The following is a 15,135-nucleotide window of genomic DNA, read 5'->3' as shown; positions in this document are numbered from 1 at the left end:
CCCGATCGCCTGTGGGCGTGTCCGGCGACGCCCCGAGGGGTTCTGGACCCGGGTTTTATTCCCGGTCTTTTCACACTAATCTCTCTTAGCTTGAAAAACCGTTCGTGTCGGATCTGCCGATGCCGACGACTTCCACGCCCACCGGAAACCCGGTCGCGCGCCCGCAAACGCGGTGGCCTGTCGCACGGGCGTCCGGCGAGTCCCGGCCCGTGCTGGTCGGTCACGCACGCGTCCACTCTTGTGAGAATCGTCACTCTTCTGGGGGGCACGCGCGGCGGGTGGTGGACGCAGCAGGTAGGATGTCGGTCAGGACCTCATGACGACCTCCACTCCCGACAGTGAAACGCTCCTGCTGACGGTCACGCGGCAACTGCTCGCGCAGGGCAGCGAGACTGACCTGTGCCGCGAAGGTCTGTCGTTCCTGTCGGAGTTGCTGGGCGCGGACCTCGGGATGCTGCACCTGCGGGTGACGGAAAGGGAGTACGTCATGAACGCCGCGTGGGGCGAGCACCCGCTCCTGGACGTTCACCGCGTGCAGGTGATGGAGCCGGACTGGGTGACGCTCCTGACGGCCGGCACCTGGATCAGCGCGCCGGTGCCGTCACCGGACTGGCATGGGCCGGAGGAACGGAATTACGCGCGGCTGGGAGCGCGGCATCTCGTGAACTTCGGGTTGTTCAACGGGCCTGAACTGGTCGGGACCGTGAATCTGCTGTTCAACCGGCCCCGCCCGGACCTGAACGGGCTGGGCGTGCTGGGAACGATCGGGGCGCTGTGGGGAACGCTGCTGAGCCGCCTGCAGGCGGAGAGCGCGGTGCGGGCGCGTGAGGCGATGCTGCGGACCGTGACCGACCAGGGCACGGACCTCGTGACGGTCCTGGACGCCGGGGGCCGGGTGCTGTACCAGAGCGGGGGGGCGCGGCTGCTGCTGGGGCGCAGCGCGCGGGACGTGACGGGCCACGCCGCGCTGAATGTCGTCCACCCGGACGACATCGGGCGTGTGCAGGAGGCGTTCATGGCGATTCAGCGCGTTCCGGACGCCACCCTGAACCTGACGTTCCGGGCGTTGCATGTCGACGGGCGGGTGCTGTGGCTGGAGGCGCGCGGCCGCAACCTGCTGGAGGAACCCTCGGTGCGGGGGGTGGTGGTGCACTCGCGGGACGTGACGGCGCAGCACCTCTCGAAACGGGCGCTGGAACGCCGGGTGCAGGAGCTGACCCTGATGCACGCCACGAGCCTGCAACTGCAGGAGGCGCAGAGCGTGGACGAGATCGCGTCGCGGGTGGTGCGGCTGATCGAGGGGCGGCTGGGGCATCCGTTCGTGTGGGTGGCGGAGCGGGTCGGGGATCAGCTGCTGATGCGGGCCTGCGACGGGAACCGGGAGCCGCGGACGGTGCGGCACGCGCAGTCGCTGCCGGTCGACCAGGGACTGTGCGGCGCGGCGGTGCGCGGCGGCGTGACCCTGATGCTCGGGGACGTGCGCTGCGACCCCCGATACGTGCCGATCGGGCATGAGGTGCGCAGCGAACTGGTCACGCCGATCCGGGTGTCGGGGCGCGTGTGGGGCGTACTGAACGTGGAAAGCCCCCTCGTGGACGCCTTCGACGAGGACGACCGGCAGGCGCTGGAGACGGTCGCGGCGCAGATGGGCGCGGCGCTGGCGAACGTGATGCTGCTCGCGGACCTGCGCGGCAGCCGGGACGAGCTGAGCCGCGCGTACGATCAGACCATCGAGGGCTGGGCGCGGGCGCTGGATTTCCGGGACCGGGAGACCGAGGGGCACAGTCAGCGCGTGACGGAACTGGCCGTGGAACTGGCGCGCCGCATGGGCCTGAGCGGCGAGGCGCTGCTGCACCTGCGGCGCGGGGCGCTGCTGCACGACATCGGCAAGATGGGCATTCCGGACGCGGTGCTGCTCAAACCCGGCCCGCTGGACGATCAGGAGTGGGCGGTGATGCGCCGGCACCCGGACATGGCACTGGCACTGCTGGAACCCATCGAGTTCCTGCGCGAGGCGCTGGATATTCCGTCCGCGCATCACGAGAAGTGGAACGGGAGCGGTTACCCGGCGGGTCTGGCGGGCGAGGCGATTCCGCTGCCCGCGCGGATTTTCGCGGTGATCGACGTGTGGGACGCCCTGCGGCACGACCGGCCGTACCGGCCGGCCTGGGACGCCGAGCGGGCCCGCGCGCTGATCGAGCAGGAGGCCGGGCAGCACTTCGATCCGCAGGTGGTGCGGGCGTTCCTGGCGTGGCTGGACGGGGCGGGCGCGAGCGACGGGGGTGACGCCGATGCCTGAACCGATCCCGCCCGACCCGGAACAGACGGACCTGCGGGCCGTGGAACGGGAACTGCAGGACACGCTGGCCGCCATGGACGGCGTGAGCGACCTGCGCGAACTGGCGCTGCTGCGCAGGGACGCGACGTACCTCGCGCTGGACCTGGGGGACGTGCAGGCCGCGATGACGCACGCGGTCACCTGCCTGGATCTCGCGCGGGCGTCGGGGGACGCGGGCCTGACGGCCCGGGCGCACGTGGCGGTGGCGCTGGTGATGCTCGACGTGTATGACGACCTGGGTGCCGACGGGCACTTCCGGGAGGCGGACACGCTGGCCCGCGCGGCCGGTGAGGTGCGGGACGTGGCGCTCGTCGCGGTGAACGCCTCGCACTACGAACTGGAACGCGGGCGGAACGCGGCGGTCACGGCGCGGCTGCTGGAGCTGCTGCGTTCGCCGTTCCGGGTGGGTCTGGAGTCCGCCCAGCCGGGCGTGCCGCCCCTGTCGATCGCGTTTCACATCAATTTCGTGCGGGGCGCGGCGCTGGCCCTGCGGGCCGGTGAACTGCCCGGCGACCTGGCGGAGGAAGCCCGCACGCACCTGCCGACTTCCGTGTGGGAACTGCGGGCCATGCAGACCGGCCCGCAGGAGGTGGCGGTGCTGCGGCTGCAGCCGGAGATCCTGGAGTCGCTGGTCGCGTGGGAACTGCTGAGCGGGCGCGTTCCGGCCGCGCAGGCCCTCGCGACCCGGCGCGTGCGGGTGGCGCGCGCTTCGGGCAGTCAGCAGGCGCTCGGGCGGGCGCTGCTGGACCGGGCGCGGGTCCGTGCCGTGGCGGGCCGCTGGCCGGACATGGAACGCGACGCGGCGGCGGCGGTCAGCGCGTTCCAGCAGGCCAGTCTGGACCTGCTGGCCGCGCAGGCCCGGCAGGTCCAGGCGGACGCGCAGGCCCGGCAGGGGCGTTTCGAGCAGGCGTTCGAGGTGCAGCGGGACCTGACCCGTCACCTCGAACGCCTGTACCGCGAGTACTTCCAGCAGGGCGCGCTGCTGCGTCAGATCGAGCGGCAGGTCAGCGAGGCCGAGGTGCGCGCCGAGGCCTTCGCGGAAGCGGCGCTGCGCGACCCGCTGACCGGCGCGCCGAACCGCGCGGCCGCCATGACCCACCTGGACAACCTGCTGCTCCGCGCCGGGAACGGGCACCCGTCGGCGGCGGCGCTGCTGGACCTCGACCACTTCAAGGGCGTGAACGACCGGTACGGTCACGTGATCGGGGACGCGGTACTCGTGCGGGCCGTGCAGATCCTGACGCGGGAAATCCGGGATCACGACTGCCTGGCGCGCTTCGGCGGGGAGGAATTCCTGCTGCTCCTGTCCGGCGCGCCACTGCCGGTGGCCCGGCGCGTCTGCGAGCGCCTGCGCGCCGCGCTCGACACCCACGACTGGACGGACATCCACCCGGAGCTACGCGTCACGGCCAGTTTCGGCCTGACCTGCCTGAACCGCGGGGACGAACCGACCCGCGTCCTCCAGGCAGCCGATCAGGCGCTGTACGCCGCGAAGGCCGCCGGGCGCAACACCGTCCGCGAGTCCAGCCCACCGCAGGAGCCCTGAACGGCGTATCTTCCTTCACGGTGCCGGGCTGGCAGCGTGCCCTATCATGCGGAAGATGTCGGAATCTGGTCTGCGCCTGCCTGTCAGTGGTACCGCCCCGGACCTGCTGACCGGCGACGTCCCCGTTTCCGATCAGCAGTGGCGGGAACGGTACCTGACCGGCGTGCATAACCTCAGCGCCGACTGCATCAAGGTCGTCGACCGGGACGGCCGCCTGCAGTCCATGAACCTGCGCGGCCAGCACGCCATGCAGGTCGACGATTACAGCGTCTGCCACGGCGCGGACTGGCTGTCCTTCTGGGAAGGCGAGACGCGCGAAGTCATGCTGAAAGCCTTCGCGGTCGCGTCGGCCGGCACGCCCGCCGAGTTCACGGGATTCTGCCCCACCCTGCGCGGCGAACCCCGCTGGTGGGACGTGACGCTCGCGCCGCTCCCCGATCCCGCCCGGCCCGACGCGACCGCTCCCTACGACCTAATCGTCATCTCCCGCGACGTGACCGACCGCGTGAACGCCCAGCAGGCCCTCGAAGCCCTCAACGCCAGCCTCGCCGACGAGATCGCCCGGCAGACCGAAGCCCTGCGCAACGAGAAACGGTTGCTTCTGCAGACGAACGAGGAACTCGAGAACATCACCTACGCCATGTCTCACGACCTGCTCACACCCGTCCGGCACCTCCTGAGCTTCGCGCGGCTCGCCCGGCAGACCACCGACACCAGCAAACGCGACCGGTACCTCGGCATCATCGAGACGAGCGCCGTGAATCTCTCCGGCATGATCGACGGCGTCATGCGCTTCAGCCGCGCCGGACGCTGCGCCCTGCGCGTCCAGCCGGTCGACCTGAACGACCTGCACACCGAAGTGCAACGGGAACTTCACCCGGCCGCCCCCCAGGTTCAGTGGACCGTCTCTCCCCTGCCCACCGTGCCCGGCGACCCGCACGCCCTGCGGTCCATCCTGGCGATCCTCTGCCGGAACGCCCTCAAGTACACCCGGAACCGCCCGGACCCGCAACTGCACGTCAGCGCCCACCACGACCCGCAGGCCCGCACCTGGAGGATCGACGTGCAGGACAACGGCGCCGGATTCGACCCCGACTACGGACACAAACTGTTCCGCCTGTTCCAGAGACTCCACCACCAGAACGAATTCGAAGGCACCGGCACCGGCCTCGCGCTCGTCCGCCGCGTCGTCACCCGGCACGGCGGCACCGTCCACGCCACCGGCCGACCCGGACAGGGCGCGACCTTCTCGTTCACACTGCCGGAATAGTCCAGCAGGCGTTCCGTGCGGCCTGAATAGGCGGTGGGCAGGGCACAGTCGGGAAGGTTGATGCGGGAAGTCGGTTCGGTTGTTGTGTTGACCAAAAGTTTCCACAGGCGAGGGAATAGCGACCAGCACGAAGGCCCAGGAGGCAGGGGCTTGAAATTCCCCGGTCTCATGGGCCTTTATGCGAAGTGACTATGCCTCGCACACCCAGCCTACCGCAAAGCATCATCACCGCTCAGCTGAACCGAGTCACCAGCCTCAGCGGTCTCGTTCCCTACAGCACCTTGCGCAAAAGCGCCATCTCCCAGGAGATGGCGCGGAACTCCTTCGAATCGACAGAAGACCTCCAGCGCCGCGCCAGGAACGCGCCGTCCGGCGCGTTCCTGGCCATTGATTTCGTCATGGTGCCCCACGCTGGACGGACGATGGAAGGCGTCAACTACCACTACAGTGGTCAGGCCCAGACCCGTCTCGGTCATCAGTTCACCTCCGCTGCTCTGGTCAGGTTCGGTGAAGATCCAGTTCCACTCCTGGAGCGATTCAAAGTGTCACAGGCCCTGCATACAGAGCGCTATCCGTACCGTACAGCGACTCAGGAAATGATCCACGTCGTCCAGGATTGCCTCACGGCCGGCATCCCCATGGCGGGTCTTCTGTTGGATGGAGAGTTCGGGAGGGATGCAGCCATGACCTTCAGTCGCCAGCATCAGATTCCGGTCCTGATCCGTGCCAAAGCCAATATGACGGTGCAGTTCGAGGGTGAGTCCCTCACCCTCAATGCGCTGAGCAAACAATTCCCTCCGGACCGCTGCCACCTGTACGCGGAGTTCGGATGGCGTGTCCGCCGCTTGCCGGTCGCCCGTGAGGTCGGTGGGTTCGATGTCCTGATCGTGTGGCGCAAAGTGCACGGTGAGTGGACGCGCTTTTTCCTGTTCAGCACGTTTGGTGGTGACGTCACGGTTCGCTCGCTGCTGCGGGCCTGGAAGGCCCGCTGGGGAATCGAGGTGATTCACCGGTTCTTCAAGCAGAACCTGGGGCTGGGACGTTGTCATTGCCGGACGATCCAGGCGCAGGAGAACTGGGTGTGGTGCGTGGTGGAGGCCTTTCACGCGGTGTTACGGGTGCGTCGGGAAGTACCAGGAGTGACGTGGAGGGCCGCACAACAGCAGGCGGCTCTGAATGCAGAAAAGTACGTCCTGACCGGCCTTGAGCAGGATGGACCCCTGCCTGAGGCCGCGTGACACGTCATCGGCAGTGAAATGGAAACTCTTGGTTGACCAAATCATATACATAAAAATATTCTGGCGAATGCAGCACTGCCCCTACTCAGCGCTCCCCGAACGGCAGCTCCTCGGCCTCCGGGCTCTCCGCTCCCGGCCACCCGACCGCCGCCTCCCCCGCCACGGGCGTGAGCGGCACCTGCACGTTCCAGCCGTCCTCCTGACCGGTCAGCACGGCCGCCTCGTTCTCGACCACGCGGTTCCCGAGGCGGTCGCGCAACTCCGACCAGCGCGCCACGCCCCCCAACGGCCCGGCCCCCCGCTGCCCGCCCTCCGGCCGCAGCTGGCTCAGGGGGCCGGGCAGCAGGTCCACCTCGCCGGACTCTCCGGCCGCGCCGCCCGTCACGGCGGTCACGGACATCAGGCCCGTCACGCGGCCCGGCGGCAGGAACACCCACGCGGTCAGGTGCTCGACCGGCACGACCCGGCGCAGCGTCACGCCGTCCGGACGCTCCATGCGGACCGTGACCGGAAGCCGCGTGACGTTCCCGTGCCGGTCCGTGGGGTGCAGCACCAGCGCCGGCGGGCGCGGCTGCGTGACCCGTACCGCCCGCCCCCCCACCTTCAGGGTCAGCGGCGACACCGGCTCGCCGGGCTCGCGGCGCACCTGCCCCGTGAACCGGTGCGGACCGACCCGGACCTCGAACGGCGTGACCCCGGCCCGCACGAACGGCACGCGCAGCGTCACCTGCCCCGCCTGCGTGCGGGCGCGGGTGACGGTCTCCCCGGCCGGGCCGAACAGGGACGCCTCGACCGGCTCGCCCGCTGGCAGGTCCGGCCCGGCCAGCGTGAAACGCAGGTCGTCCGGCTGCACGCTGACCGTCAGGGACGGCCGCGCGAACGGGCGGGGCGTCCCGGCGCAGGCGGCCAGCAGAACCAGCAGCGCCGGGACGCCCAGGAGGGCGCGCCTCACGGCGCCTCCGGTGACGCGGCGTCCGGCAGGACCTGGAACGTCAGTGTGTACGACCCGCCGGGCAGCACCGCATCCGGCAGCGGGAACGACCCCGGCGCCGTCCGGGCGGCCCGTACCGTCCCCGCGTCCGGCGGGCCGGTGATCTTCTGCACGCGGACGCGGGCGTTAGCGGGGGGCGCGGCAGGCAGACTGAAGCTCCAGACCGCGCCGGGCGGCAGGGCCGGACCGACCGCGCCGCGCACCCACGCGACCCCGCGCGCGTCGGACACCGCGAGCAGCGCCTGCGGGACCGCCAGGGTCCGGGTGGACACGTTGCGGGCCTCGACGATCACCCGGCCCCCCTGCACGCGGCTGCGGGCGGCGATGGGCCGCTCGAGGCTGCGGCCGGTCACCACGGCCCGCGCGGCGACCTCCAGCGTCAGGGTGTCCGGGTCCGTGCCGGGCGGCAGGGGCGGCAGGCGCACCAGCCACGGGGTCCGCTCGCCGGGACGGAGTTTGTGCAGGACGCTCAGGCCGGCGTTCTCGCTGAGCAGCACCTCGCCGTCCGGGCCGCGCAGCGTGGCGCTCAGGGTCAGGTCGGCGGGGCGGGCGTCGGCGTTCAGCAGCGACCCGACCGCCACCACGCGCCCGGCGAGCGTGACCGTCCGGGCCGACAGGACCTGCACGACCGGCCGGTCGAGGACGTCGGCGGGCGCGGTGGCGTTCGTGGTGATGCGGCGCGGCGCGCGGTCGTACGCGACACCCGCCTGCAGGGACGGCACGGCGCGCCGCAGGGCCAGCGCCTCCGCGTCTGGCGGCGTGACCACCCAGCGGCCCCCGCTGAAGTGCAGGCCCTGGGTGATCACGGTGCGCCGCTCGCCCAGCGGCGTCCACCAACGGGCCGTGACCTGCGCCTGCCTCGCCCCGAACGGCAACGCCCCGGGCGCGCCGCCGGCGGTCTGCGGGAGGCGGGTGAGGCGGTACTGCACCTCCTCGAGGCGCGCGAACTCGCCACGCAGGCCGCCGCCCGTCGTGCCCGCGCGGGCCTGCGCGGCCCAGGCGCGCTCCAGCGCCCAGCCCGGCGACAGGCGTAGCGCCAGCCCACCGGCCAGCACCAGCAGCGTGACGCCCGCCACCACCCGGACCGGCCCCCACGGCGCGCCGACTCCCGCGCCGGTGAGGTCCTCACCGGTCACGGCCCCGGTTGCCGCCCGTTCGCGCGGGGCCGCCCGGACGATCACCAGTCCCGCCGCCAGGAACGCCGCGAGCGGCCCCACGCCCCACAGCGCGGCCGCCCACAGCGGCAGGGCGCTGCGCGGCAGTCTCGCCGGGACGGGCGGCACGTCCTCGCGCTCCCACACGACCACGCCGTTCTCCAGCGTGCCGATGGAATGCCAGCCGTGCAGGAACAGCAGCGGATCGAGCGCCGGACTGGCCGCATACACGAACTTCAGGTGCGCGCGTTCCGGGTGGGTCAGCAGCTCCGACCACGACCCGGCGCCCGGCAGGTCCGCGCGTTCCGCCAGGGCCGCGAACGCGCCGGGAGACGCGATCGGTTGCGGCAGGTCCGGCGGCAGGTGCCACAGGCCCGCCGGGGTCGCCGCGCGCGTCTGCGCGCCCAGCAGGCCCAGCTGCCGCCCGAACCCGACCGTCAGGAACCGGTACCGCCAGTGTTCGTCCTTCTCGATGAAACTCAGCAGGGGCGCGAGGTTCAGGGCCGGTCCCTCCAGCGGACGGGTGCGCGGCAGGGCGTTCAGGCCGACCGTGACGATCAGCGTCAGCGCCGCCGCGAGCGCCAGCGGCAGCGGCCCCCGCCCGGACGGGGCGTGCGCGGCGTCCCAGGCGCGCAGCGCGACCCGCGCGGCGAACGGAATCAGCAGCAGCGACGCGGCGAACACCAGCGTCTCCGGGGCGGGCAGCCGCAGCGTCCTGGCTTCAGAAGCCGCGCCGACCGGCACCCACAGCAGCCCCGCTGCGGCCGGCAGCAGCGCCGCCCCGGCCAGCGCCAGCCGCCCCGCCGCTCCCCAGGCGCGCGGGCCGCGCCGCAGCAGTCCCGGCAGGGCCGGCAGCACCCACTGCACGCTCCAGAGCGGCAGCAGCAGGCACAGCCAGACGCTGCGGCCCACGCCGGGCGGCGGCGCGGCCGGCGGGCCCAGCCACGGGGACCACAGCCACCCGGCCCAGCCGGACAGGGCCGCCTGCGCCAGCAGCAGCGTCCCGCCCGCCGCGCGCCGGCGTCCGCGCCCGCCCGGCGCGGCCAGCAGCAGCGCGCCGCCCAGCAGCAGGGTCGTCACGGGGTCCGCCGGGCCCGCCGCGAGCAGCGGCAGCAGCGCCCGGCGGCCCGCGCGGGCCTCGCCGCGCAACCACGCCCACAGCGGCGGCGCGGCGTGCAGGGCCAGCCCGGCCGCGAACACCGAGCCCAGGTGTCCGAACACGTTCAGTTGCAGGGTCAGGGCGCTGCCCAGCGTGACGAGCAGCGTCGCCACGCCCGCCTCCCGCGCGGACGAGCAGGCCAGCGTCGCCCGGTACGCGCCCCAGGCCAGCAGCGCCGCCGCCAGGAACTGCGCCGCGCCGTACGCGCCCTCCAGGCCCAGCGCTCCGGACAGCAGCGCGATCAGCTGCGCGGCCAGCGGAGGCTCGCCGGTCAGGGGCACGCCGCCGTACCAGCGGTCGTCCCAGGGGTCCAGCGGGTGACGGGCGTACGCGCTCGCCAGGAACTGCAGCGCGCCGGCGCCGTCCGCGCCCCGGTACGCGCGGGTCAGGACCAGCGTGCCGTGGTACGACCCGGTCAGCAGCAGCGCCAGCAGCAGCAGGCGCGGCGCGCCCCGGCGCGCTGCGGGTTCCTCCTGGTGGTCCGGCACGCGCCCAGCGTAGCGCAGCGCGCCAGAAAGGGATGGGGGCGCCCGCCACAGGCACCTCCAGCGTGGCCGGCCGGTCCGCCAGGACTCCCCTGCACACCCGGTTCGCCCGCGGCGCGGTGAGGCGCCGGATGAGCCGCGCGGCTTACACGGCAGTTCATGATTCCGCCGGGTGCAGGATCTGCGCAGTCAGCTGCACCGCCCAGGGATCGAATTGCTGCCCGCTGAGCCGCTGCACCTCCGCCCAGGCGGCCTGGGGCGTCCAGGCCGCGCGGTAGGGGCGATCACTGGTCAGGGCGTCATACGTGTCGATCACGGCGTACAGGCGCGGGTGTTCCTACAACTTCGTGACGGGTACTTCCGTTAGGGTCGCCACCCGCGCCTGTACGTTCACGTGCAGTTTGAGGTACTGGCCCCCCATGGCGTGGCCGGTCACTCCACACGCGATCAGGTAGTCGCCTGCCTTGTTGGCGGTGAATCTCACCATTTCAGTGGGAACTGTGCGCCCCATACCCCCCGTCACGTTCTTGCTGTGGGCACCTGTGAAAGCGGCAGACGCTTCACTGAATTTCAGGGGCAGCTTCTGGGCCATCCCCTTGCTGGGCGCTTCCACCACCACCACGCTGTGAGGCATGGTTCCGGCGTTGCGGTAGTGCAGCTCTACCGTCCAGCCCAGCGGCACGGTGAGCGTACTCTGCTCACCGTGCTTGCCGTTGAAATTCAGGCCTGCGTTGCTCTGGTCGCTGCCTGCGACGAGGGACAGGGATGCCGTCTTCTTCGCGGCGTCGCTCCTGAGCAGTGGGGCGTGGGAGGTGGGCGGGTGGTTCACATGCGCGGCCCCAGTACCCAATCCCACCGCCGTCAGCAGGATCAGCGTGTTCACGGTTTTATTCATGATCATTCTCTGGGGGCGGGCATCAGCGTGAGGCCGCCCAGGCACATCTCGTCCCTGGTGCCCTCTCCCCAGACGATGTAGCGAGGTTCAGGGTTGAGGGTGGTGTCCCAGGTGCAGGTGATGCGTACCGTGTCCCCCTTCTTCAGCGTGATGGGCTCACGGTAGAAATAACTGCCCTGCCAGTGGAAGTCCCAGTTCGGGATCTCCAGCAGCACCTGTTCCCGGTTCGTACCAGGGTTGAGCTCCAGCAGCCCGCTGGTGCCCAGCGTATGCATGTGGAAGTTCACGCCCACCGCCAGGGCGTCCTCGCGTACCCGCATGTCACAGGTGCTCACAACCTGTTTCGGGTTCTGCCTGGCGTAGTCTTCCGGCTTCTTCTGACACAGGGCCAGCAGCGCGGCGGGCGTCATGGCCGCGCGGGGGCCGTCCTCGGCCGTGTTCTTGCGAATCAGGGCGTCGCGGTTGCACAGCTCGCCCGTGGCTCCTGCCGGGCAGGGAATCTCGACCGGCGCGACCAGACTCATGCCGGTCAGCGGCTGGAGCTGCGAACCTGCCGGGGCGAGTTGAAGCTGCACGCTGGTGCGGTCAGGCTCGCGGCCCGCCAGGGTGTTGTAGTGGACCTGCATCACCAGCAAGGTGCCTTTTTTCAGCAGTCTCCCGGTGCTCTCGGGGAAATGGGTGGGCACGCTGCCCGGCACCCATGACCCCACGCCGAACACGTCACCCAGCCCAGACGTGATCACCGTCATCGCGTCACCGCTTCCCGCATGTGCCCCGTCGCCCAGGCCGCCTGCGCCCAGCAGTCCCTCTGCCTGAAGGGCGCTCAGCAGTGCGGTCAGGTCACCGCCCGCCTGCTGGTACGCGGCCAGGGCTACCGGCACGTTCCCCCTGTGCTCTTGCAGGGCCTTGATCAACGCGTTCACGTTCACGCCGCGTTCCTGCAACTTCATCAGCGCGCCGAAACTGGCCGCTCCGCTCCCTAACTTCAGGCCGCCGCCCGGGCTGCCCATGCCGCCAATTCCGCCCCCCGGACCCGCCTGTAATCCGGTACCGCCGAAGCATGACCAGCCGTCCTGGCCGTCCTGGCCGTCCAGCTCGCGGATCTGACTGATCGCCTCGGGAGGCACGGCATTCAGGATGACGTGATGCACGACCTCCGGGTTGCCGGGCTTGACCTCGAAGCCGGTAAAGAAACGGTCTTCCGTGAGACCTGGGTCAAGCACGAAGCAGCGGTAGTCGTCGCTGAGCTTCTCGCTGGGAACGTAGGGTTGACGCATGGTCAACTCCAGATCCACCCGCAGGGGAGGTGCCGTCTCACGGACACGCGGTGACTGCTGTCCGAGCTGGCTGGCGGGATGGGGCCGTTCCGTGGCGGCCTGACTGGAGCCGCCATGGTCGTGCTGGGTGTGAGTGCTGTGCGTGGGTGGAGTCTGGGCTGGGGCGTTCTGGGCGAGGACCAGCCCCGCGCCGATGCTGACGCAGAGGGCCGCGCTCAGGAGAAGCATTCTGTTCATGGTGTTGCCTCGTGGGGTTGAACGGGTGGGGTCGAACGGGTGGGACTGGCCGGGTGTTCAGGGCTGACCGGGGGTCTGGGGGGTGCTGGGCGTCATGTCTCGCTCCTGCGGGGCTCCGGCTTCTGCCCAGGCGACGATCACACCGATCTCCTGGTCGGTGAGTTTGCGTTCGTAGCGCAGGGGTGGGGTGCGCCCGCCCGGCATCCAGGGGGGCATCTGGCCGCTGCGCACGGCTTCCGCCATGGCGGCCGCCATCGGGCGGGCCTGCTCGTAACTTTCCAGTGCAAAAGGCGCGATGCCGCCCGCCCGGTGGCACGAGGCGCAACTGGCCTCCACGGTGGGCGCCACGTCTGCCCAGCCGGGCGTGAAGTCCAGCGGCGCGGGTGTGCGCTCCGTCCCCGGACTGCTCTGTGCTGACCTGCTCTGTACCGGATCCTGCGGCGCCGGGGGGGAAACCGGAGTGCTCTGTGCCAGCACCAGGTTACCCGCGGCGGCGCTCAGCAGGGCGAAAGCGAGAATGGTTGGCTTCATGAGATCACCTCGGTGTCCAGCGTAGGCAAGCGCTGTGGAGAAGCTGTGGAGGTCCGGGGGGCCGGACGTGAGGCTGACCTATAGTGACCTCATGGCCCAGGACGCGAGCATTCTGATCGTGGAGGACGACGACGAGATCGCCGCCGCCCTGGTTGCCTACCTGGCGCGGGCAGGTTACCGGCCCCGGCGGGCAGCGGACGGCCCCGAGGCGCTGGCCGCCTATCACCGCGAGCGACCCGACCTGCTGCTGCTGGACGTGATGCTCCCGGGCCTCTCGGGATTCGAAGTGCTGCAACTGGTGCGTGAAGACGCCAGCACGCCCGTGATCATCCTGACCGCCCGCACGTACGAAGCCGACCTGCTGCACGGCTTCCGGCTGGGCGCCGACGACTACGTGACCAAACCCTTCCGCCCGCTGGAGGTGGTGGCGCGCGTGGACGCCGTGCTGCGCCGCGCCGCCCCTCACGCGGGGGTGCTGCGCGGTCACGGGGGCCTGTGCCTGGATCCCCAGCGCCATGACGCCCGGCTGAACGGCGCAGCCCTGGACCTCACTCCCAGTGAATTCATCCTGCTGCGCACCCTGCTGCGAGACCCCGGCCGGACCTTCAACCGTGACCGGCTCGCCGCTCATCTGACAGGAGAGGGCGCCTCGGAGCGGGCGGTGGACAGTCACATCAAGAACCTGCGCCGCAAATTGGGGCCTGTTCACGGCATTGAAACGGTGCACGGGATCGGCTACCGCTACGCTGAAGACATCAAGGACCGTTGAGCACTCCGCCCCTGCCCCCGCTGCGCCGCCTGTGGGCGCGGCTGGCACTGCTCCTCACGGTGACCGTGCTGCTGACGGCGGTTCTTCAGATCACGCTGCTGAGTGTGACGGCACTGCAACTGAGCAGGAGCCTGCCACCAGAGGCGCAGCGGGCGCTGCGGGCCGTCGTGTCGGCGGAACTCACCACCGTCCGGCTGCCCCTGGCCCGCTACTTCCGGCCCGCCGTGCTGACGGCGCTGACCCTCTCGACCCTGTTCTCGCTGCTGCTCGCCTTCACGGTCGCGCGGCGCTTCTCGCGGCCACTGGAAGACGTGGCGGCGACGGCCCGGCGCATCGCCTCCGGAGACCTGGCGGCGCGGGTTTCGCTCGCGCCCCGCGCGGCCGGAGCAGGCGTGAGCGAGTTGGGCCGCCTGATCTGCGACGTGAACAGCATGGCCGAGCAGCTTCAGCGGGCCGAGCGTGAACGCCGTTTTGAGAGTGCCGCCGTCGCGCACGAGTTACGCACACCCATCACCGCCCTGCACGCCCGGGTGGACTGCCTGGTCGACGGCGTGTACCCCCTCACGCCACAGGAAGTGGCCCGGCTTCGTGCGCCTCTCGCCCTGCTCGGCCGCCTGGCCGAGGACCTCCAGACCCTCACGGTCGCCGACGCCGGGGAACTCCGACTGCTGCGTGCCCATGGTGACCTCGCCGCGCTGGTGCGCGAGGTCGTGACTGATTTCCAGCCGCTGGCCACGGCCCGGTCTCTGACGCTGGAAACCCGACTGCCCCTGGAGGCCCCTGTGTTCCTTGATGCGGCCCGCGCACGTCAGGTTCTGAACAACCTGCTCGACAATGCCCTGCGGTACGCACGCACGCGGGTGACGGTCTGGCTGACCTGGGAAGGCGACTGGCGCCTGGAGGTCGGTGATGACGGCCCCGGCGTCACTCCTGGCAGCGAGGAGCAACTGTTCGGACGCTTCTACCGCGCTGAGGAATCCCGTGCCCGGCACCTGGGCGGCAGTGGCCTGGGCCTGGCGGTCGCCCGCGCCCTGACCGAAGCGCACGGGGGTCACATCAGCGCGGAGCCGGGAGAGTCGGGTGGACTGCGGGTGATCACGCGGTGGCCTGCCGGACAGCAGGTCCACAACCGGGAATGCTGAAGTTCTGGTGTGTTCACAGGACACTCCTTCAAGACAGACCAGCAGGTCAGCATTTCCATGCTGGCGGGCCGTCTGGTGCTGCCTTACGAGTAATACGGACTCC

At 70.8% G+C, this 15,135-nt stretch carries 12 protein-coding genes; 6 read left to right on the top strand and 6 right to left on the bottom strand.

Going from position 1 to position 15,135, the window contains the following annotated elements; all coding sequences use genetic code 11:
- Positions 1–316 precede the first annotated feature (316 nt).
- The 4 genes from BXU09_RS15025 to BXU09_RS15010 all read left to right on the top strand — a co-directional run bounded on the left by BXU09_RS15025 (position 317) and on the right by BXU09_RS15010 (position 6,392).
- Positions 317–2,299 (top strand): HD domain-containing phosphohydrolase, encoded by a 1,983-nt coding sequence (locus tag BXU09_RS15025; protein WP_078305163.1) that lies wholly within the window; start codon positions 317–319, stop codon positions 2,297–2,299.
- Entirely contained in the window at positions 2,292–3,884 is a 1,593-nt protein-coding gene (locus BXU09_RS21975) for a GGDEF domain-containing protein (RefSeq protein ID WP_078305162.1), read from the top strand. The genes BXU09_RS15025 and BXU09_RS21975 overlap by 8 nt, the downstream gene beginning before the upstream one ends.
- A gap of 55 nt (positions 3,885–3,939) precedes the next feature.
- The gene (locus BXU09_RS15015) at positions 3,940–5,154 is read left to right on the top strand and encodes an ATP-binding protein (RefSeq protein ID WP_168174629.1); all 1,215 of its coding nucleotides are present in this window, start codon (positions 3,940–3,942) and stop codon (positions 5,152–5,154) included.
- Between the two features lie 191 nt (positions 5,155–5,345).
- Positions 5,346–6,392: a transposase gene (locus BXU09_RS15010; RefSeq protein ID WP_078305160.1), complete on the top strand. Its 1,047-nt coding sequence runs from the start codon at positions 5,346–5,348 to the stop codon at positions 6,390–6,392.
- Positions 6,393–6,477: 85 nt separating this feature from the next.
- On the opposite strand, the gene BXU09_RS15005 is transcribed toward BXU09_RS15010, so the two are convergent.
- From BXU09_RS15005 to BXU09_RS20365, 6 genes are all read right to left on the bottom strand, one after another.
- The gene (locus BXU09_RS15005; RefSeq protein ID WP_078305159.1) at positions 6,478–7,344 is read right to left on the bottom strand and encodes a hypothetical protein; all 867 of its coding nucleotides are present in this window, start codon (positions 7,342–7,344) and stop codon (positions 6,478–6,480) included.
- The gene (locus BXU09_RS15000) at positions 7,341–10,184 is read right to left on the bottom strand and encodes a hypothetical protein (protein WP_078305158.1); all 2,844 of its coding nucleotides are present in this window, start codon (positions 10,182–10,184) and stop codon (positions 7,341–7,343) included. Before BXU09_RS15000 ends, BXU09_RS15005 begins: the two co-directional genes overlap by 4 nt.
- A gap of 154 nt (positions 10,185–10,338) precedes the next feature.
- Positions 10,339–10,497 (bottom strand): hypothetical protein, encoded by a 159-nt coding sequence (locus tag BXU09_RS20990; RefSeq protein WP_158235810.1) that lies wholly within the window; start codon positions 10,495–10,497, stop codon positions 10,339–10,341.
- Between the two features lie 21 nt (positions 10,498–10,518).
- Complete coding sequence (locus tag BXU09_RS14995) at positions 10,519–11,076, bottom strand: sulfocyanin-like copper-binding protein (protein WP_168174628.1); 558 nt, start codon at positions 11,074–11,076, stop codon at positions 10,519–10,521.
- Between the two features lie 2 nt (positions 11,077–11,078).
- Positions 11,079–12,581, bottom strand: coding sequence for a hypothetical protein (locus BXU09_RS14990; protein ID WP_078305156.1), 1,503 nt, complete (start codon positions 12,579–12,581; stop codon positions 11,079–11,081).
- A 66-nt stretch (positions 12,582–12,647) separates the two neighbouring features.
- On the bottom strand, positions 12,648–13,121 hold the full coding sequence (locus BXU09_RS20365) for a cytochrome c (protein WP_144012268.1): 474 nt from the start codon (positions 13,119–13,121) through the stop codon (positions 12,648–12,650).
- A 91-nt stretch (positions 13,122–13,212) separates the two neighbouring features.
- Between BXU09_RS20365 and BXU09_RS14980 the strand changes: the two genes are divergently transcribed.
- Together BXU09_RS14980 and BXU09_RS14975 are read left to right on the top strand one after the other, a co-directional pair.
- Complete coding sequence (locus BXU09_RS14980) at positions 13,213–13,890, top strand: response regulator transcription factor (protein WP_078305154.1); 678 nt, start codon at positions 13,213–13,215, stop codon at positions 13,888–13,890.
- Positions 13,887–15,032: an ATP-binding protein gene (locus tag BXU09_RS14975; RefSeq protein WP_078305153.1), complete on the top strand. Its 1,146-nt coding sequence runs from the start codon at positions 13,887–13,889 to the stop codon at positions 15,030–15,032. The genes BXU09_RS14980 and BXU09_RS14975 overlap by 4 nt, the downstream gene beginning before the upstream one ends.
- The last annotated feature ends 103 nt before the right edge of the window (positions 15,033–15,135 follow it).

Source organism: Deinococcus sp. LM3, from assembly GCF_002017875.1.
Classification (GTDB): Bacteria; Deinococcota; Deinococci; order Deinococcales; family Deinococcaceae; genus Deinococcus.
This window is presented reverse-complemented; position numbering and strand designations above follow the sequence as displayed.

Bases quoted from the DNA above. Each gene is read 5' to 3' on its own strand.
- BXU09_RS15025 (WP_078305163.1), top strand. From the start codon at position 317: ATGACGACCTCCACTCCCGACAGTGAAACGCTCCTGCTGACGGTCACG.
- BXU09_RS21975 (WP_078305162.1), top strand. From the start codon at position 2,292: ATGCCTGAACCGATCCCGCCCGACCCGGAACAGACGGACCTGCGGGCC.
- BXU09_RS15015 (WP_168174629.1), top strand. From the start codon at position 3,940: ATGTCGGAATCTGGTCTGCGCCTGCCTGTCAGTGGTACCGCCCCGGAC.
- BXU09_RS15010 (WP_078305160.1), top strand. From the start codon at position 5,346: ATGCCTCGCACACCCAGCCTACCGCAAAGCATCATCACCGCTCAGCTG.
- BXU09_RS14995 (WP_168174628.1), bottom strand. From the start codon at position 11,076: ATGAATAAAACCGTGAACACGCTGATCCTGCTGACGGCGGTGGGATTG.
- BXU09_RS14990 (WP_078305156.1), bottom strand. From the start codon at position 12,581: ATGCTTCTCCTGAGCGCGGCCCTCTGCGTCAGCATCGGCGCGGGGCTG.
- BXU09_RS20365 (WP_144012268.1), bottom strand. From the start codon at position 13,121: ATGAAGCCAACCATTCTCGCTTTCGCCCTGCTGAGCGCCGCCGCGGGT.
- BXU09_RS14980 (WP_078305154.1), top strand. From the start codon at position 13,213: ATGGCCCAGGACGCGAGCATTCTGATCGTGGAGGACGACGACGAGATC.